Source organism: Streptomyces sp. NPDC045778 (genome assembly GCF_056431945.1).
The window spans coordinates 1-18,799 of the sequence record NZ_JBWKJZ010000057.1; the positions used below are offsets into that span (position 1 = coordinate 1).

14 protein-coding genes are annotated in these 18,799 nt (G+C 71.8%); 12 read left to right on the forward strand and 2 right to left on the reverse strand.

Going from position 1 to position 18,799, the window contains the following annotated elements; genetic code table 11:
* The first annotated feature begins 155 nt into the window (after positions 1 to 155).
* The 7 genes from AC07GB_RS38420 to AC07GB_RS38450 all read left to right on the forward strand — a co-directional run bounded on the left by AC07GB_RS38420 (position 156) and on the right by AC07GB_RS38450 (position 10,318).
* Positions 156 to 1,385, forward strand: a complete 1,230-nt coding sequence (locus tag AC07GB_RS38420; RefSeq protein ID WP_478853971.1) for a cytochrome P450 — start codon at positions 156 to 158, stop codon at positions 1,383 to 1,385.
* A gap of 762 nt (positions 1,386 to 2,147) precedes the next feature.
* Positions 2,148 to 2,297: a hypothetical protein gene (locus AC07GB_RS38425; RefSeq protein WP_478853973.1), complete on the forward strand. Its 150-nt coding sequence runs from the start codon at positions 2,148 to 2,150 to the stop codon at positions 2,295 to 2,297.
* 370 nt (positions 2,298 to 2,667) lie between these two features.
* Positions 2,668 to 4,614, forward strand: a complete 1,947-nt coding sequence (locus tag AC07GB_RS38430; protein WP_478853975.1) for a B12-binding domain-containing radical SAM protein — start codon at positions 2,668 to 2,670, stop codon at positions 4,612 to 4,614.
* Between the two features lie 10 nt (positions 4,615 to 4,624).
* Entirely contained in the window at positions 4,625 to 7,168 is a 2,544-nt protein-coding gene (locus AC07GB_RS38435) for a RiPP maturation radical SAM C-methyltransferase (RefSeq protein WP_478853977.1), read from the forward strand.
* Positions 7,169 to 7,263: 95 nt separating this feature from the next.
* On the forward strand, positions 7,264 to 7,908 hold the full coding sequence (locus AC07GB_RS38440) for a class I SAM-dependent methyltransferase (protein WP_478853979.1): 645 nt from the start codon (positions 7,264 to 7,266) through the stop codon (positions 7,906 to 7,908).
* 362 nt (positions 7,909 to 8,270) lie between these two features.
* On the forward strand, positions 8,271 to 8,996 hold the full coding sequence (locus AC07GB_RS38445) for a hypothetical protein (RefSeq protein WP_478853981.1): 726 nt from the start codon (positions 8,271 to 8,273) through the stop codon (positions 8,994 to 8,996).
* On the forward strand, positions 8,993 to 10,318 hold the full coding sequence (locus AC07GB_RS38450) for a 7-cyano-7-deazaguanine synthase (RefSeq protein ID WP_478853983.1): 1,326 nt from the start codon (positions 8,993 to 8,995) through the stop codon (positions 10,316 to 10,318). Before AC07GB_RS38445 ends, AC07GB_RS38450 begins: the two co-directional genes overlap by 4 nt.
* Positions 10,319 to 10,508: 190 nt before the next feature.
* On the opposite strand, the gene AC07GB_RS38455 is transcribed toward AC07GB_RS38450, so the two are convergent.
* The gene (locus tag AC07GB_RS38455) at positions 10,509 to 11,678 is read right to left on the reverse strand and encodes a magnesium and cobalt transport protein CorA (protein ID WP_478853985.1); all 1,170 of its coding nucleotides are present in this window, start codon (positions 11,676 to 11,678) and stop codon (positions 10,509 to 10,511) included.
* A 267-nt stretch (positions 11,679 to 11,945) separates the two neighbouring features.
* On the opposite strand from AC07GB_RS38455, the gene AC07GB_RS38460 reads away from it, so the two are divergent.
* The 3 genes from AC07GB_RS38460 (at position 11,946) to dmpI (ending at position 14,389) form a co-directional block, all read left to right on the forward strand.
* Positions 11,946 to 13,100 carry a winged helix DNA-binding domain-containing protein gene (locus AC07GB_RS38460; protein ID WP_478853987.1) on the forward strand — a complete coding sequence of 385 codons (1,155 nt, stop codon included), beginning with the start codon at positions 11,946 to 11,948 and terminating at the stop codon, positions 13,098 to 13,100.
* A gap of 43 nt (positions 13,101 to 13,143) precedes the next feature.
* Positions 13,144 to 14,079: a LysR family transcriptional regulator gene (locus AC07GB_RS38465; RefSeq protein ID WP_478853989.1), complete on the forward strand. Its 936-nt coding sequence runs from the start codon at positions 13,144 to 13,146 to the stop codon at positions 14,077 to 14,079.
* 127 nt (positions 14,080 to 14,206) lie between these two features.
* Positions 14,207 to 14,389, forward strand: coding sequence for a 4-oxalocrotonate tautomerase DmpI (dmpI, locus tag AC07GB_RS38470; RefSeq protein WP_478853991.1), 183 nt, complete (start codon positions 14,207 to 14,209; stop codon positions 14,387 to 14,389).
* Positions 14,390 to 14,421: 32 nt separating this feature from the next.
* On the opposite strand, the gene AC07GB_RS38475 is transcribed toward dmpI, so the two are convergent.
* The gene (locus AC07GB_RS38475; RefSeq protein WP_478853993.1) at positions 14,422 to 15,261 is read right to left on the reverse strand and encodes a helix-turn-helix transcriptional regulator; all 840 of its coding nucleotides are present in this window, start codon (positions 15,259 to 15,261) and stop codon (positions 14,422 to 14,424) included.
* A 151-nt stretch (positions 15,262 to 15,412) separates the two neighbouring features.
* Between AC07GB_RS38475 and AC07GB_RS38480 the strand changes: the two genes are divergently transcribed.
* A complete protein-coding gene (locus AC07GB_RS38480) occupies positions 15,413 to 17,140 on the forward strand; it encodes an AMP-binding protein (RefSeq protein ID WP_478854025.1) in 1,728 nt (575 codons plus the stop codon).
* Entirely contained in the window at positions 17,137 to 18,786 is a 1,650-nt protein-coding gene (locus AC07GB_RS38485; RefSeq protein WP_478853995.1) for an AMP-binding protein, read from the forward strand. The genes AC07GB_RS38480 and AC07GB_RS38485 overlap by 4 nt, the downstream gene beginning before the upstream one ends.
* The last annotated feature ends 13 nt before the right edge of the window (positions 18,787 to 18,799 follow it).

Genomic DNA, 18,799 nt, shown 5'->3' on the forward strand with positions numbered 1-18,799 from the left:
CCCCCCCCCCCCCCCCCCCCCCCCCCCCCCCCCCCCCCCCCCCCCCCCCCCCCCCCCCCCCCCCCCCCCCCCCCCCCCCCCCCCCCCCCACCCCCGTCCCCCCTCACCTGCCAGGTGAGGGGCCCACGCAGCCATTCACAGAAGAGAGAAACAGCGTGACGGAGCAGATCATCAACCTGAGCAACAAGACGGTGAGCGACCCGGCGGAGTACGGGACCCTGCGCGACCAGGGTTCCTTCTTCCGGGCCGCCATCGAGGGCCTGGAGTCCCCGGTCTGGTTCGTCGCCGGCTTCGACGACGCCAAGGAGATCCTCCACGACTCCCGCTTCATCCGTGACCAGTCGAAGCTGCCGGGCGCGGAGGGGCCGAGCCTCACCGACGAGATGCTCGAGCAGGTCGGCATGCCGCGGGAGTACTTCAAGTACTTCGGTCTCCTCGGTCTGTCCGACGGCGAGGAGCACACCCGGATGCGCAACGTCGTCGCGCGCGCCTTCACGGCCCGTCGCGTCAACGCGCTCCGCGCGGGCCTGGAGAAGAACGCGGCGGACACCTACGCCGCCCTGGCCGCGAAGAAGGAGGGCGACCTCATCGCGGAGCTGGGCTATCCGTTCACCGCGGCCGCCATCTGTGAGCTGATGGGCGTCGAGGAGGCCGACCGGCCGCTGCTCATGGGCTGGATCATGGACTACGTCTCGTACGACACGGAGCGCCTGGTCTCTGCCATCGGCAGCATCATCGAGTACTACAAGGACCTGATCGCGCGCCGTCGCGCCGAGCCGACCGACGACCTCATCTCCGAGCTGACCAAGCCCGGGGGCCCGGACCAGGACCTGCTGACCGATGACACCATCATCGCCATCTTCCTGCTCCTGACCAGCACGGGCATCGCGCCGCCCGCGCACTTCATCGGCCAGGCGATCCTCGCGCTGCTCACGCACCCCGAGGAGCTGGCCAAGCTGCGGGCGGAGCCGAAGCTGCTCGCGCGGCGGGCCGTGCCGGAGCTGATCCGCTTCGCCACGTCCGTGCCGACCGGCGGGCCGCTCTACGCCGCGGAGGACTTCGAGTTCCGCGGCTGCCCGGTCAGGACCGGCGACGCGGTGATCCCTTCGCTGCTCGGCGTCAACCACGACCCGCGGCAGTTCGAGAACCCGCTCAAGCTGGACATCGCCCGTGACATGGGCCCCGGCGTCGGTCACCTGTCCTTCGGCAGCGGCTCGCACTACTGCACCGGCGCGACCCTGGCCCAGCTGGAGACGGAGATCGTCGTCAATACGTTCCTGATTCAGAACCAGGGCATGGAGCTGGCGGTCAAGCCCGAGGAACTCCAGTACTTCGACGTCCCCGGCAAGGGCACCGCACTCGGCTCCCTGCCGGTCCGTTTCTGAACTGCGGCTTCCGCTCGCGCCGCCACCCGGCACCAGAGGTCGTCCAGGCCCACCCCCCGAGGGGCCCGGACGGCCTCTTTTCTTTTCACCGAACGGTGCCAAGAGCTGAGGCCGTGCCCGGAAAGGGGGGCGAGGGGAGAATTCCGTCGTGCTCGTCCTCCCGCATTCACGAGGAATTCATTCAGCGGCGTAGTGCTGTGGTCGGTGGGCTATCGCATGGTGGCCTCTCCCTCGGTCGACGGGCCCTGGGAAAACCGTACACGCATGGGGTAGATGCCAACACCACGAACCATGAAGCGGAATACTGAAAGGCTGAAACAGGCCGCTATCCGGCCAGGACCGGACCTCGTCCGAGCCTCGTATCGTCGAGAACAATGCGTCGGCCTCTTGCCCATCGAGCCGGCCTCGAAGGGCGCGAAAGGGTGCCCGTAAGGGCAAACATGAGGGCCGCCTTGGGCCGTCGAACGAATCGATCAGCGCCGGACGGTGGCATCCGGACAGGAGGCTGGGAGACCGGCCCCGCCGGCCGCTTCCTCAGCTCACGGTCGCCCCGGACCGCTTCTGGCTGGTGGGGGAGCGAGGCGGGGCTCTCGCCTTCCGGCGGCAAGGCGCCCGGACGGGCCCATTCGCCCCAGCCGCCATCGAATGATCATGGCCCGATAACACCCTTGACCATAATCGAATGTCGCAGCCAGCCTGGCCGAGTACCAAAGGCCCAGAATTCCACTCCAGTTTCATGTACCACTCGCACATGGAGGTTCCATGGACATCGAGATGAACACCGAGGCCGCCGGCGACCTCGGTGAACTAGAGGTAATCGAGATGGATGAACTGCAAGTCAGCGGCTCGTCCACGGCCTACAACTACATCGCGAAGAACGCGGACCGCGCGTCGGACGTAACGGCGGGCTGACCGGCCCGACCGAAATCGCTCCAAGAACTTCCGCGTTCTCCGGCATCCCGAACTTCCGCGTCCTCCGGTGTCCCGCGCACGCTGCCGGAGTTCCAGAAGGTACGGACGCCACCCGCGGCCTCGCGGTAAGCACCTGGTGCCTTGTCCCCCGCGAGGCCAAGGGCCGCCCTCTTGTCAGCTCCTTCGGTTCCCCCGCGAGGCCAAGGGCCGCCCCCTTGTCAGCTCCTTCGGTTCCCCCGCGAGGCCAAGGGCCGCCCCCTTGTCAGCTCCTTCGGTTCCCCCGCGATCGCCGAGGGCCGTTCGAGCCCCTCTCGGGCGGGTCGCCTCGCGTACCCGGTCGGCTTCATCCGCCCGGATCAGGACGGATGGCATGGACCTCTTGCTGCTCTTTCCGCCCCTCACAGAGGCGACCCTCTTTCCCTATCTGAGCCTGCCCTATCTCGCCGGGCACGTCCGCCGGGCCGGATACAGCGCGCACCAGGCCGACCTCAGCATCGAATTGGCCCATCGCCTTCTGGACGGCCCGGCGCTCGCACGGGAGGCCGGAGCCCTGGACCAGGCGCGGGACTTGCCGGCCTGGTATCGAGCGGCGGTGGCTGACGCGGCCCTGCGGCACCTCCGTGAGGTGCGTGACTTCGTCCTGACGAAAGCACCCGCGCCCCGCCTCGGCCCCGTGCGCGCGGTGCGCCTCGCCCGGCAGGCCACCCACCTGCTGCTGCGCGAATCGGCGCTCTCGCACGTGTGGGACGACTTCGACTCGCTCGACCGGGCGGTGCTCGGGCTGTCCGCGAAGCGGGTCGACTCCCTCGACTTCGCGACGCGGAGCCTGCACGGACTCCTGACGGAGGCCCTCGGCACCTCCGCGCCACGTGCCGTGGGCATATCCGTCGCCTTCTTCAGCCAGCTGGCGCCGGCCCTGCTGCTCGCTCAGTGGATCCGAAGGCTCAGCCCGGGCACCCCCATCTGCCTCGGCGGACAGCAGATCATGCTGCGCCACGACGAACTGGCCGCGATGCCGTCCGTCCGCACGGCGGTGGACGCGCTCTGCGTCACGGCGGGCGAAGAGCCCCTGGAGCGCTGGCTGGCCCACCTCACCCGGCACACACCGCTCTCCGACGTACCGGGGATGAGGTGGCTGGGCCCCGAAGGCGTGACGGGCCCCAGCCGGCCGCCCACTCTGCACTTCAAGGACACAGGCGCACCCGACTACGACGGCTTGAAGGTGCGTTCCTACCTCAACGACACCGTCGTCCTCTCCCTGGTGTCCTGCGTGGGCTGCTACTGGGGACGCTGCGTCTTCTGCTCCTACGGCAACCGATCTCTCGACCGCGGGGCCTACCAGCAGGCCTCCCCGAGGCAACTCGCCGACGCGGTACGGCAGATCGTGGAGAGCACGGGCATCGACTTCGTCACCGTGGTGGACGAGAACACGAACCTGCGTCTGCTCGCCCGAGCGATGCGCCTGGTGCGGGAGGGCGGTCTCCACGTCCGTTTCAACACACGCAACCGGCTGGAACCGATCCTGCTCGACCCGGCCTTCTGCGAGGAACTCGCCGAACTCGGCTGCGAGGGCATGGCCGTCGGCTACGAGGGCGTCACCCAGCGGCTGCTCGACAAGCTGGACAAGGGGGTCGACGCGGCGGACTTCCAGGTCATCCTCGACAACCTCGCGGCAGCCGGCATCCAGGTCAATCTGTCCGTCATGGGCGGCCTGCTGGACGAGACCGAGGAGGAGGCCGAGGAATCACTCCGCTTCCTGGAACGCAACCGTGAGAAGTTCGCCGTCGACGCCTTCGAACTCATGGTGGCCGAGCCGGGAACCCGCCTGACAGGCGATCCGCGACGCTTCGGCGTGGTCCTCGAAACCTCCGGAGCGTTCGCCGACAACCGCGAACTCAACTACCTGGGCGGCCGGGTGGGCACGCGGCACACCGTCGTCGGCGGACCAGGGCGCGCCGAGATGCTCCAGCGGCTCAAGTACGGCATGCGCCGGCTCTCCGCCGCTCCGGCCGGGCCGGCCGCATCCGCACCGCGGCCCCCGGCACAGCACCTCGCGCTGCGCCCGCACCCCTGGATCCGGTGCCCTCCGGCGAGGCTGGCCCCGCTCGGCCCGGGCGGCGCCTCCTTCCTGCTGGCCGATCCCGTACGGGAACAGGTGTACTCGCTGCCGGAAGCCCATGTGAGGCGAAGTGCCGCGCCTGGCGGGCCGCTGGCCGCGACCAGTGCGCGGGGCCGGTCCCTCCTCGGCGCACTCGCCGCCGCGGATGCCGGTGTCCCGTGCGACGCGCCGCTCCCGGCCTTTCGTCCGTCACGCTGAAGGAGTCACGGTGCACATCACCCTCGTCAACATGCCCTGGGCCTCGATCGACTTTCCTTCCCTCGCCCTGGGGATCCTCAAGCAACGCGTCGCGGACGAGTTCCCGGACAGCCGCGTCGACGTCGTGAACGCCAACCTGGACTACCTCGACTGGATCACCGAGCGGGTGGGCCTGACGCGCGAGGAGTACCACTTCTGCTGGGACTCCTACTTCACCGGCTACAGCGAGTGGATCTTTTCCTCCGCCCTCTACGACGATCCGCACTGGCGCAACTCCGAGTTCGCGGACCTCGTGGCGGGCGCGGTGCCGGGGGACATGCTCACCAAGGGCCGCCAACTGCACGCGCTGGCACCCGAGTACATCGAATCCCTCGTGAGCCGCATTCTCGCCGACCGGCCCGACGTCGTCGGCTTGTCGACGACCTTCGCGCAGAACAGCGCCGTGCTCGCCGCGGCCAGACTCATCAAGAAGCTCGCCCCCGACGTGTGTGTGGTCCTCGGCGGGGGGAATTGCGACGGCCCCCAGGGCGCCGCGCTCCATCGCGGCTTCCCGTTCGTCGACTATGTCAACCGCGGTGAGGGCGAGGTGTCGTTCACGCGGCTCCTGGCCTGCCTGCGCGACAAGTCGAGCCCCGCCGCCATCCCCGGACTGTGCTGGCGCGACGCGGCGGGCACGTCGCATGCCAACGCGATGAGCGCGGCACCGCTGCCGGCGTCGGCCCTGGTCACCCCGGACTACACGGACTACTTCGAGCAGCACGCGGCCTCCCGCGCCGGGGCCATGGCCGAGCCCCACCTGGTGGTGGAGAGTTCACGCGGCTGCTGGTGGGGACAGAAGCATCACTGCACGTTCTGCGGGCTCAACGGCTCGTTCATGGAATTCCGCAGCAAGAGCCCGGACGTATTCGTCGACGAACTGCTCGCGATGACGGAGCGCTACCGCGTGCTCAACGTCGCCGTGGCCGACAACATCCTGGACATGACGTATCTGCGCTCGGTGATCCCGAGGCTCGCGGAGTCCGGATGCGACCTGCGCATCAGTTACGAGATCAAGTCCAACATGCGCCGCGAACAGCTGGCCTCCCTCGTCGCCGCCGGAGTTCACTATGTGCAGCCCGGCATCGAGAGCCTCAGCGGGCGGGTGCTGAAGCTGATGGACAAAGGGGTGACCGGCTGCCAGAACGTTCGCATGCTGCGGGACGCGGAGTCGGTGAGCCTCGGCGTCGTATGGAACTACCTCTTCGGCTTCCCGGACGAGACCGAGGAGGACTACGACTTGGTGATCGACCAGTTCCCGGCCCTCCACCACCTCGCCCCGCCCAACGGAGTCACCCGCATCGCCATCGAACGCTTCAGCCCCTACTTCAACCGCCCGGAACTCGGCTTCGGCGACCTTCGGCCCGCCGCCCACTACGCCGTGATCTACGACCTCCCCGGGTCCGAACTCCGCGACATGGCCTACGTCTTCGACGCGGCCCACCAAGGCATCTCCGCCCCGCACGCGGAGCGGCTCGACAAGGCCGTCGAGATCTGGCGCCACGAGTTCCCGCGAGGGCGGCTGACCCAGTGCGACCTCACCGACTCCATCGTCCTCACCAACACCCGCCCCGGCTTCGCCTGGAGGACTCTGCGGATCGAGGAACCCTGGGAGACGGCCGCCTTCCGCCTCCTCGACCAGCCGTGCGCCAGCGACGTACTGCTGAGAAAACTCCGGGCCGGCCACCACCACATCACGGCGGCCGACGTATCGGCCCTGCTGTCGCGCTGGCGCACGCTGGGACTGCTCTTCGAAGACGGCGGCCAGACCGTGCACGTCGTACCGTACGCGGCCAACCAGGACCTGCTGCGCTGGGTGACCCACGACGCCGGCCCGGCACGCGTGCCCGCACTGCTCGACAACTCGGCGGACCGGGCTCCCGAGGCGGTCGCGACGACAGCACTCCGATGCTGGCGGGAACGCGACGAAGAAGCCCGCGCGATGGAGGGCATCTACCTAGGGGAGGAGCCCTACGAGGACACTGCCACCCACACCGTCTCGACCCTGGTCGCACGAGGCACCCAGCACGTGGCACTCCCCGAGCCGGTAGTCCTCCGCCAGGGCGACGACGGAGGTGACCGGGCGGCGGTCCGAGGGCTCACCCATGTGCGGGAGCTGACGGGGCACGGCCTCTCCGTCGACTGGCACCTGGACCTCGGCGGCGAGATCGGGGACTGGCGCCTGTTCAGCCACCTCTACCCCCCGCGTTCGGTGGCGGGCCCCGACGGCGACGCCGTCCTCGACCAGTGGCGTACGACCTTCCACATGAACAAGTGCGGCTACCGGCGCGGCAGGGGCTTCGTCGAGGTCACCGACCTGCGCCACGGGGCGCAACGGCGCGTCATCATGCGCAAAGTGAACAAGACCAAGCTGGCGTCACTGCTGGACGGCGCCCCCGTCTCGGCCTTCCGGCCACAAGAGCTGGAGGCGTTCACGAAGTCGGGCCTGGTGCACCAGGCCGGCGCTTTCCTGTGGTGGCTGCCCTCCCGGATCAGCCGGTGGCCGGTGGTGGGGTGAGGGAAGGCATCGGGCGCCGAAGGAACCGGTGACGGAAGGGCCCCGACGGCCGCACACCCGCCCACACCCCGTATCCCGGAGAGGACTCAAGAACCATGTCACCCCCCGGCGAAACCGCCACGCCACTACGCTCCCTCAACGCGGCCGAATGGGACCGCACTTACGACACCACGACCCCCGGCTGGGACGAGGCCCCGCCCCCCGTCCTCGGTGAACTCCTCGCCGAGCACGCCCCGCCCCCGGCCCGCGTCCTGGATGTGGGCTGCGGCCTCGGTACCACCGCCCGATGGCTCGCCGACCGCGCCTACACCGTGACGGCCTGCGACTTCTCCGCCCGGGCGATCGAGGAGGCCCGACGCCGCACGCCCGCCGCTTCGGCGGTGCGCTACGAGGTCCTCGACGTCACCACCCACGTGCCCCCGGACCCGTACCCCGTGGTCCTCGACCGAGGGGTCCTGCACACCTGCCCCACCGACCGCGAGCGCCGGACCTTCGCCGAGGCGATGTCCCGCGTGTGCAGACCCGGAGGCCTGTGGTTCCACATCGGCGCCGCCGCGCTGACCGAGGAGGATGCCCTGGACCAGTCCAGGGGCCCCTCCTGGACCACGGAGGAAACCTTCCTCAAGGCGGTGTCCCCCTGGTTCACCGCCCACGCCCTCCGCACCGCCGCCTTCGGGGGCCGCCGGGGCGTGACGGACTGGCCGGCTCGGTATGCGGTGCTGCGGAGAAGGGAGAACTGAGCCCTTCTGGGCGGGCCGCACATGATGCTCCGCAGCGGACGCGAACCGCGCGCCACATGACGCAAGGTCCGATCTCGCCAGCCTCCGGCATGCCCAGCACCGGGAACCGCGCCAGGCCCGGGACCCAGTACTACGTCTGGTCACGGCCGTAAGGCGCATATGCCACAGATGGTGGTATCCGTGGCCGGCCGACCACCGGTCCGAGTCGTACCGCCCTGGCCGAGTCCCGCCCTACCTGGGGATTCCTCGATCTGATGCCATGGACGAAGAGCGGTCGGGCCACCACCGTTGGGGGCGATGTGGGGACATCCACGCGATGGAAGGGGCCGAACGGCGACCAGTGGAGTTCCGCCGCGAGGCGGTTGGCGCGCTGGCGACAGGACACGCCCGACGCGGACCAGCGACTGGAGGAGATCGCCGCGGACCATCTGCGTGCCCTGCACCAGACGATCCGCGCGGACCGGTCGGCTTTCGGGTTGTACGACACCGCCTGCGCGGCCGGCGAGCGGCTCGCCGGGGCGCTGGGATCGCTCGCCGCCGAGGGTGTGGAATCTGCGGACGCACTCGTCGCACGTCTCGTCGCGGAGGTAGGGGGAGACGGCGGCACGCTCGCCGACGCCGCGGTGCGCAGGGGGCTGGCCGCGGCGGTGCGGGATGTCCGGAGCAGACACCCCGAGCTGGACCACGCCCTGGGCGGGGGCGGCGCGGGCGGCGGCTTCGCCTGGGACATCCTGTGCGACCTCTATCAGGTGTTCTTCGCCGACATGGTGGGGGAGTTCCTCCGCTCCGTTGCCGCCGAGCACGTCAAGCTGGCTGTGCCGGTACTGATCGCGGCCGACCCGGAAGGCAGGATCGCCGACTGGGTCGCGGAGAAGGTCGTGCGTCTGGTGCCGAACCCCTGTGAGGAAGCGGTCGAAGCAACGGATCTCGCACACGCCGAGGACCCCGCGCAGTCGATGGCGGACGCCGCTCAGGACCCGTCGGCCGCGCTGCCCCGGATCGCGGAGTCTCTGGTACCACGGGCGGTCGGCAAGGTCCTCGGCCTGATCACTGAAAACAGCGCCGGAGACGGGGGAGTCGCGGCATGACGGGTTCCGACCATCTTCTGTGGTGGCGTGGCCGCCGGGACGACCCGCCTCGTCGCGTTCGTTGGACGGAGATCGGCGAGACATCCTTCCAGGAGGACGAGCGTCGCATCACCGGCCGGCATCATCTGCCCGGCCATGTCCCTGACTGGGCCGAGGATTTCTTCCGCGTGGCCAGGGCGGCGTTCATTGCCGACAAGTACGTACGGCGGACCGGCGTACGGGACCGGTGGACTCGCCGCATCGGCCTCGCTGTGCCCGTGGCGGAGCACGAGCGCTGGCAGGGCGCGGCCGCCCGCACCCACCTCACCACGCTCCTCCAGATCCTCACCGGCGACGTCTGGAACGTGGACTTCCGGCCTCTCACCGATCACTACGTAGAAGAGGCGATGGAGTCCCCCGAGGACACGCGCGCCTCGGAAGTAGCCCTCTTCTCCGGCGGACTGGACTCCCTCAGCTGGGCCGCCACGCGCTCCCGGGCCGACGACCCCCGGCCGCTGCTGCTCGTGATGTTCCGCGAGATCGGCATGCTGCGTCTGCAGCGGCGGGTGTACAGGGCCGTCGAGCGACTGCGTGGCCAGCGGCCGGTGAGGCTGCTGCCACTGAGCCAGACCCCGGCGGGCGACGGGTCCGGGCTGCGACTGGAAACCTCCTCCCGCACCCGCGGTCTGCTCTACGCGGGGGGCGCGATCCGTGCCGCCACCGCACACGGAGTGAGCATCGTCCACATCCCCGAGAACGGCCAGCTCGCCCTCAACCCGCCGCTGACGCCCGCCCGTTCGGCGGCCTGTTCCACCCGTTCCGTGCACCCGCGGACGCTGAGCTGCCTGAACGCCTTGGTGGCTGCCGTGGGTGACCCCGGGAGCCCGATACGTGTGGTCAACCCCTGGGCGCAGCTCACGAAGGGCGAGGTGTGCCAGGCCGGACGTGACGCGGGCCTCGCCCCGTCCGACCTGGAGTCCACCCTGAGCTGCGGCAAGCCACCCGCCCGCCGCAGCGGCGGCCCTTCCCTCGCCAACTGCGGCGTGTGCTTCCCGTGCCTCGTGCGCCGCTCCGGACTGCTCCACGCCAACGGCACCGACGCCACTCGGTACGAGGCAGCGCCCTGGGCGGACGGCCTCCCCCTGGACCGGGCGACGGACTGGCGCGCACTCCAGCGGTGGTTGCTCGACCGATACACCCTGACGGACGTCCTCACCGACACTCCGCTGCCGCAGGACGCGGACCCGGCGGCAGCGTTCGACGTGATCAGCCGCGGGCGCGTGGAACTGGCCCGGCTGCTCCGGCTCGCGGCAACTGCGGCGGAGGCCGCTGGTGCCGCCTAGGCGAGCTGCATCTGCTGGCCGATGTCTTCGAGTACGTACGCGGGGACCGCCGAGGTCAGGTCGTCCAGGTCGTGGCGGGGGTGGCGTCGCCGTCCACGCTCCTCTCCGGCCCCGGGACCCCGCGGAGGGACTCGGGGCGGCCGAGGGCCCGGACACCGAGAGCCACGGCAGGCCCGAGCCGCCCGCCCGGCTACAGCCAGTCCCGCCGTTTGAAGATGAAGTACAGGCTCACGCACACCACACCCATCAGCCCGATGGCGAAGGGGTAGCCGAAGGTCCAGCTCAGTTCCGGCATGGTGTCGAAGTTCATCCCGTAGATCGTTCCCACCAGCGTGGGTGCGAACAGGATGGCCGCCCAAGACGAGATCTTCTTGATCTCCTCGTTCTGCTCGAACCCCGCCTCCGCCAACGCCCGCATCTCCGCGTTCTGCTGCTGGGTGACCAGGGTCGCGTTGACCGTGAGGATGTCTGCCAGGGCCTGGCGGAAGCCGTCGACGCGTTCGCTGGTGTGGGTGACGTGGTCGGCCACGTCGCGGAGGTAGCGCTGGAGTTCCTCGTCGGTGCCGTACTTGGCGAAGCCCGCCATCAGGCCGTGGAGCATGCCGACCAGGGGGCGGGTCGCGCGTTGGAACTCGACCATTTCCCGGGCCAGTTCGTAGATACGCCGGGAGACCTCGGGGGCGCCGCTGAAGACCTCGGTCTCGATTTCGTCGATGTCGTTCTGGACGCCCGCGACCACCGGGGCGTAGCCGTCGACCACGGCGTCCAGGATGGCGTAGAGGACCGCCTCGGGGCCGAGGCGCAGGAGTTCGGGGTCGTCCTCCATGCGGTGGCGCACCGCCGAGAGGTCGGGGGCCGCGCCGTGGCGGACGGTGATGACGAAGTCGGGGCCGACGAAGACGTGCAGCTCGCCGAAGTCGACCTCCTCGGGCGCGTCCAGGTAGCGGGCGGCGCGCAGGACGACGAAGAGGGTGTCGCCGTATCGCTCCAGCTTCGGGCGCTGGTGGGCCTCCATCGCGTCCTCGACGGCCAGCTCGTGCAGGTCGAACTCGGCGGCCAGGGAGAGGAGTTCCGCCTCCGTGGGGCGGGCGAGGCCGATCCACGCCATGCCGTCGGGGCGGGCGCGCAGCTCGCGGTACGTCTCGGCGAGCGTGGTGGGCGAGGAGACGCGGACGCCGTCGCGGTAGAGGGCCGCCTGCACCACGCTCGGCGCCTGGGGCCTGGTGTGCTCGGGCCGGTGGCGGGGCGGATCCGCCGCCGGCGGTGTCGCGGACCGCTCGGGCGCGCGGCGCTCCGTCGCGCGCCGCCAGGAGTGCTTGCGCGTCGACTGTGGGCGGTGTGCTCGTCGCTCCGGGGTCACCGGTGGCCCTTCCTGTCGCCGGTTCGTGTGCTCGCTCGTCGGGTGGTCCGTTTTCGGTTGGCTTTCCTCGCCGAGGCGGCCGTGCGCGGGGGCACGGCCGCCTCGCTCGGCGGGTCGCCCGCTTCCCGTCCGGCTTCCCGCGAACGCGGGCCTCACGACCCTGAGCAGGATATATGTGACAGATGGCATGAGTGCGACCCCGGTGCCCCGCCGCCCCGGCGCCCTTGCGGACCGGATCTGTCCGCAAGGCGCGTTAGCGTGCGGGGCATGACGAAGACCCCGCCGGCCCCGGTGCTCAGCCGCCGCGCGCTGAACCGCGCCACCCTCGACCGGCAGCTGCTGCTGCGCCGGGCGCGGATGTCCGCCGCGGCCGCCCTCACCCACCTCGTGGGCCTCCAGGCGCAGAACGTGAAGCCGCCGTACTACGCGCTCGCCGCCCGCCTGGACGGCTTCGCCCCCGAGGACCTCTCGGAGCTGATGAGCGGGCGCGCCGCCGTGCGGGCCGTCACCATGCGCTCCACCGTGCACACCCTCACCGCCGACGACCTGCTCACGCTGCGCCCGCTGACGCAGGCCGCCATCGACCGCGAGCTGCGGATGTTCCGCAAGGGCCTCGGCGGTGTCGACCTGGACCGGCTCGCCGCCGTGGCCCGCGCGTACGTCGAGGACGAGCCGCGCACCCCCGCCCAGCTCCGCGACGAGCTGGCCCGCCACTGGCCGGACGCCGACCCGCGCTCGCTCGGCATCGCCGCCCGTGCCCGCCTCCCGCTGGTCCAGGTCACCCCGCGCGGCCTGTGGCGGCGCAGCGGGCGCGTCGCGCTCACCACGGCCGAGCACTGGCTGGGGCGCCCACTCGTTGAGGGGGCCGCGGGGGCCGCGGGGGCCGCGGGGGCCGCGCCCGAGGCCGTCGTGCGGCGCTACCTCGCCGCCTTCGGGCCCGCGTCCGTCAAGGACATGCAGGCCTGGGCGGGCCTCACGCGGCTGCGGGACGCCTTCGAGCGGCTGCGGCCCCAGTTGCGTACGTTCCGCGACGAGAACGGCGTCGAACTCTTCGACCTGCCGGACGCGCCCCGGCCCGACCCGGACGCCCCGGCGCCGCCGCGCTTCCTGCCCGAGTACGACAACCTGCTGCTCTCCCACGCCGACCGCTCCCGCCTCGTCCCCGTCGCCTACAAGGACCGCACCTGGAAGTCCAACCAGTCCTTCTGCGCCTTCCTGGTGGACGGCCTCCTCGCGGGGGTGTGGCGCCTCGACGAGGACGAGGGGGAGAGCGGGGCGGCCGCCGTCGTCGTCGAGCCGTTCGGGGCGCTGACGAAGGCCCAGCGCGCCGACGTAGAGGACGAGGCGGTCCGGACGGCGCGCGTGCTCGCCGCGGGCGCGTCCTCGTACGACGTACGGTTCGGGGCCGTGATCGGCGGCTGAACCCGCGGGCCGCGGCGCGCGGACGGCTGCGTAGGGTTCCGGCATGGAACTGCGGCAGCTCGGCTATTTCGTGACGGTCGCCGAGGAACTGCACTTCGGGCGGGCCGCCGAGCGGCTGCACATCGTGCAGTCGGCGGTGAGCCAGCAAGTGCGGCGCCTGGAGCGGGAGCTGGGGGCCGACCTGTTCGACCGCTCGCCGCGCCGGGTGCGGCTCACCGCGGCGGGGGAGCGGCTGCTGCCCGAGGCGCGGGCCGTCCTCGCCGCCGCCGAGCGGGCCAGGGCCGCGGTCGGCGCGCCGCCGCGCGGGCTGCGGCTCGGCACCTGCACGGGGCTCGGCGAACACCTCGACCGCGTGCTCGCCCGCTTCGCCGAGCGGGCGCCCGGGGTGCCGGTGGAGCTGGTGTCGACCGCCGCGGCGGAGCGGCTCGCGCGGGTGGCGGACGGGCGCCTCGACGCGGCCTTCGTCCGGGCCGCCGAACCCGTGCCCGGGGTGCGGGTCGTGCCGCTGTGGCGGGACCCCCTGGTGGCGGCCCTGCCGGCGGGGCATCCGGTGGCCGCGCGCGCCGAGGCGGCCCTGGCCGACCTGGCGGAGGTGCCCCTCGCGCTCACCGGGCGCCGGGCCAACCCCGCCCTGGTCGACCTCGTCGTCGGCGCCTGCGACGCGGCCGGGTTCACGCCGGTACGCGGGCCCGTCGGCGGCTCGCTCCAGGACAACCTCGCGATGATCGGCGCGGGGGCCGCGCCGCTGTGGACCGTCGTGTACGCCTCGCACGCGCGGCTGCTGCGCAGTCCGCGGGTGGCGTTCGTGCCGTTCGCGGCGGAGCTGGCGCTGGAGACGGGGCTCGCGGTCAGGGAGGGGACCGGGACCGGGGCCGGGGCGCGGCAGGGCGCGGCCCCGCTCGACGGCTTCCTGGCGGCGTGCACCGCCACGGCCGACGACCTCCGCTCGCGGACGTCCGCCGGCGATCTCCCTTCGTGATCGCCGCGATCGCGGTCTGCTCCTTGGTCGCGGCGCGCGGGTGGGCTGAACTGGTGTCGTCCCGCAGGGGACGCCGACAGATCGACTCACCGGCCGGTAACTCCGGTCGTACGAAAGGGAGTTCAGCATGCCCACCGTCACCGTTCAGCAGGGCCCCCGGGACGTCGCGCTCAAGCGGGAGCTGGTGCGGCGGATCACGGACGCGTTCGTGGACGCGTACGCGATCCCGGCGGAGACCGTCACCGTGTGGATCGAGGAGTACAAGGCGGAGAGCTGGGGGGCGGCGGGCACGCTGACCGCCGACAAGTAGGCCCGGGGCCACCGGGGCGTGGCGTGGCGCGGCTAGGGCAGCAGCCCGGCCCGCCGCGCCGCCACCACGGCCTCCCACCGCGTATGAACGCCCAGCTTCCGCATGGCCGAGCGCAGATAGGCCTTGACCGTCTCGGGGCGCAGGCCCAGGCGCTCCGCCGCCGTGGCGTTCGTGGTGCCCAGGGCGACGCAGGTCAGGACGTCGAGTTCGCGCGGGGTCAGGGCGGCCGCGGGGGAGTCGCCCGCGGCGGTCAGCGTGGCGCAGACGGTGAGGAGTTCCTGGCGCAGTACGGGGTCGGCCGTGCGCGCGGCGAGCGTGCGCAGGGCACCGTGCGCCTCCCGTACGCGCTCCCAGGCGGCGGGGCCGGGCCCGGCCGCCGTGTCGCGCGCCGCGGCCACCAGCGCGCGGGCCTCCTCGCGCACCACGAGGGCCTGCTCGACGTCGCGCGCGGCGGCGACGGCCGCGGCGAGCGTGCGGTCCCCGAGCGGCTGCGCGGTGCGCAGGGCGCCGTACAGCAGGCCGCGCACCCGGCGGCGCACCACGACCGGCACCGCGAGCACCGAGCGCAGGCCCTCCGCCTCGACGGCGGCGTCGTACTCGTGGCTGATGTGCCGCGAGGAGCTGTAGTCGGTGACGGCGCACGGCCGGGCCAGGGCGAGGGCCTTGCCGCCGAGGCCGTTGCCCAGGCGGATGCCGAGGCCGCGCAGGACGTGCGTGGCGGTGCCGCTCAGCTCGGCGATCCGCAGCTGCGCGGCGGCAGCGGGCCGCGCGTCGGTGAGCCCGCCGAACGCCACGGGAAGCCCCGTCGCGCGCCGCAGCCGCGCCAACGCGGCCCGTACGTCTCCTGCCTCACCAGCGCCCGCAGCCGTCACGCGCCCGCCCCTTCACCGCACAGCACCCCCTTTCGGGGGTAGTGAGACCCACATCACGAACTCCACGATGGTACGGACGCGGAGGCGGCCGGGGAACGGCGCGGAGCCGGCCGTGTGGACAGCGGGAACCTAGGGAGAGCGGGGCATGCCGATGACGGTGACGGAGACGGGGGGCGGCACGGAGGGCTTCCGGGCCGCCCGGGACTTTCTGCTGCGCCACCGCGAGGACTACGCGGCCGCCTACGAGGGCTTCGCCTGGCCGCGCCCGGAGCGGTTCAACTGGGCGCTCGACTGGTTCGACGTCATCGCCGACGGCAACGACCGCACGGCTCTGCACATCGTCGAGGAGGACGGCTCCGAGGTCCGCCTGACCTTCGCGCAGCTCGCGCTGCGCTCCGCGCGGACCGCCAACTGGCTGCGCGGGCTCGGCGTCGCGGCCGGGGACCGGCTCGTCGTCATGCTGGGCAACCAGGCCGAGCTGTGGGAGGTCGCGCTCGCCGCGATGAAGCTGCGCGCCGTGGTCATCCCGGCGACGCCGCTGCTCGGCCCCGCGGACCTGCGCGACCGGATCGAGCGCGGCCGGGCCCGGCACGTGGTGGTGCGCGCCGAGGACACCGCCAAGTTCGCGGACGTGCCGGGCGACTACACCCGGATCGTGGTGGGGGCCGGGGCCGGGGCCGGAGCCGATGGGGAAGCCGCCGCGGGCCCCGCCGCGCCCGAATGGATCTCGTACGACGGCGCTGCCACCGCCCCGGCCGCCTTCACGCCCGACGGCGTCACCCGCGCCACCGACCCGCTGATGCTCTACTTCACCTCCGGTACCACCGCCCGGCCCAAGCTCGTCGAGCACACCCATGTGTCTTACCCCGTCGGGCACTTGGCGACGATGTACTGGATCGGGCTCAAGCCCGGCGACGTCCATCTGAACATCTCGTCGCCCGGCTGGGCCAAGCACGCCTGGTCGAACCTCTTCGCGCCGTGGAACGCGGAGGCGACCGTCTTCATCCACAACTACAAGCGCTTCGACGCCGGCCGTCTGATGCGCGAGATGGACCGCGCGGGCGTCACCAGCTTCTGCGCCCCGCCCACCGTGTGGCGCATGCTCATCCAGGCCGACCTGACCCAGCTGAAGACCCCGCCGCGCGAGGTCGTGGCCGCGGGCGAGCCGCTGAACCCCGAGGTCATCGAGCGGGTGCGGAGCGACTGGGGGGTGACCATCCGCGACGGCTTCGGCCAGACGGAGACCGCCGTGCAGATCGCCAACACGCCCGGCCAGCGGCTCAAGCCCGGCTCCATGGGACGCCCGACCCCGGGCTTCAGCGTGGTGCTGCTCGACCCGGTGACCGGCGAGCCGGGGGCCGCGGAGGGCGAGGTCGCGCTCGACCTGTCCACCGCGCCGGTGGGCCTGATGGCGGGCTACCACGGCGATCCGGAACGCACCGCCGAGGCCATGGCGGGCGGCTTCTACCGCACCGGTGACATCGGCGCGCGCGACGCCGACGGCTATCTGACCTACGTGGGCCGCTCCGACGACGTCTTCAAGGCGTCCGACTACAAGATCTCGCCCTTCGAGCTGGAGAGCGCGCTGCTCGAACACGAGGCGGTCGCGGAGGCCGCGGTGGTGCCCGCGCCCGACCCGGTGCGCCTCGCCGTGCCGAAGGCGTACGTGGTGCTCGCCGAGGGCTATGCGCCGGGGCCCGACACCGCCAAGGCGCTCTTCGCGCACTCGCGCGCCGTCCTCGCGCCCTACAAGCGGCTGCGCCGCCTGGAGTTCGGCGCGCTGCCGAAGACCGTGTCCGGCAAGATCCGCCGCATCGAGCTGCGCGAGGCCACGGCCAAGGGGTCCGACGCCGAGTACCGCGAGGAGGACTTCCGGTGAGCGCCTCCTCTTCCCGAGGCGCCGCGGGGGACAGGGGTGCCGTCGAGCTGTCGTACGCGCACGGCACCGCCTCCGTCCCGCTGCTCGGCGACACCATCGGGCAGAACCTCGACCGGGCCGTCGCCACCTGGCCCGACCGGGAGGCGCTCGTCGACGTGCCGTCCGGCGCGCGGTGGACGTACGCCGAGTTCGGCGCGGCCGTCGAGCGGCTCGCGCGCGCCTTGATGGGGGCCGGTGTCGACCGGGGCGACCGGGTCGGGATCTGGGCCGTGAACTGCGCCGAGTGGGTCCTCGTCCAGTACGCCAGCGCCCGCGTCGGCGCCGTCATGGTGAACATCAACCCGGCCTACCGCTCGCACGAGGTGGCGTACGTCCTGAAGCAGGCGGGCATCGGTCTGCTCGTCGCCACGCGGACCCACAAGAGCAGCGACTACCGCGCGATGGTCGAGCAGGTCAGGGAGGAGTGCCCGGACCTGCGCCGGGTCGTCTACGTCGCGGACGGCTCGTGGGACGAGCTGCTCGCCGCCGCCGACGCGGTCACGCCGGAGCGACTCGCCGCCCGCGAGGCCGCCTTGACCTGCGACGACCCGGTGAACATCCAGTACACGTCGGGCACCACCGGCTTCCCCAAGGGCGCCACCCTCTCCCACCACAACATCCTCAACAACGGCTACTGGGTGGGCCGCACCATCGGCTACAGCGAACAGGACCGCATCTGCGTGCCGGTGCCCTTCTACCACTGCTTCGGCATGGTCATGGGCAACCTCGCGGCCACCTCGCACGGGGCGTGCGTCGTCATCCCCGCGCCGTCCTTCGACCCCGTCGCCACCCTGCACGCCGTCGAGCGCGAGCGGTGCACCTCCTTGTACGGCGTGCCGACGATGTTCATCGCGGAGCTGAACCTCGCCGACTTCGCCACCTACGACCTGTCCTCGCTCAGGACCGGGATCATGGCCGGGTCGCCGTGTCCCGTCGAGGTCATGAAGCGGGTCGTCGCCGAGATGCACATGGAGCAGGTCTCCATCTGCTACGGCATGACCGAGACCTCGCCCGTGTCCACGCAGACCCGCATGGACGACGACCTGGAGCGGCGCACCGCCACCGTCGGCCGCGTCCTGCCGCACATCGAGGTCAAGGTCGTCGACCCCGCCACCGGCGTCACGCTGCCGCGCGGCAGCTCGGGCGAGCTGTGCACGCGCGGCTACAGCGTGATGCTCGGCTACTGGCGCGAGCCCGAGCGCACCGCCGACGTCATCGACTCCGGGCGCTGGATGCACACCGGTGACCTCGCGGTCATGCGGGAGGACGGATACGTCCGGATCGTGGGCCGCATCAAGGACATGATCATCCGGGGTGGCGAGAACGTGTACCCGCGCGAGATCGAGGAGTTCCTCTACACCCACCCGAAGATCGCGGACGTCCAGGTGGTGGGCGTCCCGGACGAGCGGTACGGGGAGGTCCCGCTGGCGTGCGTGATCCTCCACGAGGGCGTGGAGGGACTGACCCTGGAGGAGGTACGCACCTTCTGCGCCGGGCGCCTCGCGCACTACAAGGTCCCCGCGGCCCTCCGGATCCTGGACGCCTTCCCGATGACGGTGTCCGGGAAGGTGCGGAAGGTGGAGCTGAGGGAGCGCTTCGGAAACTGAAGAACGGACGGGC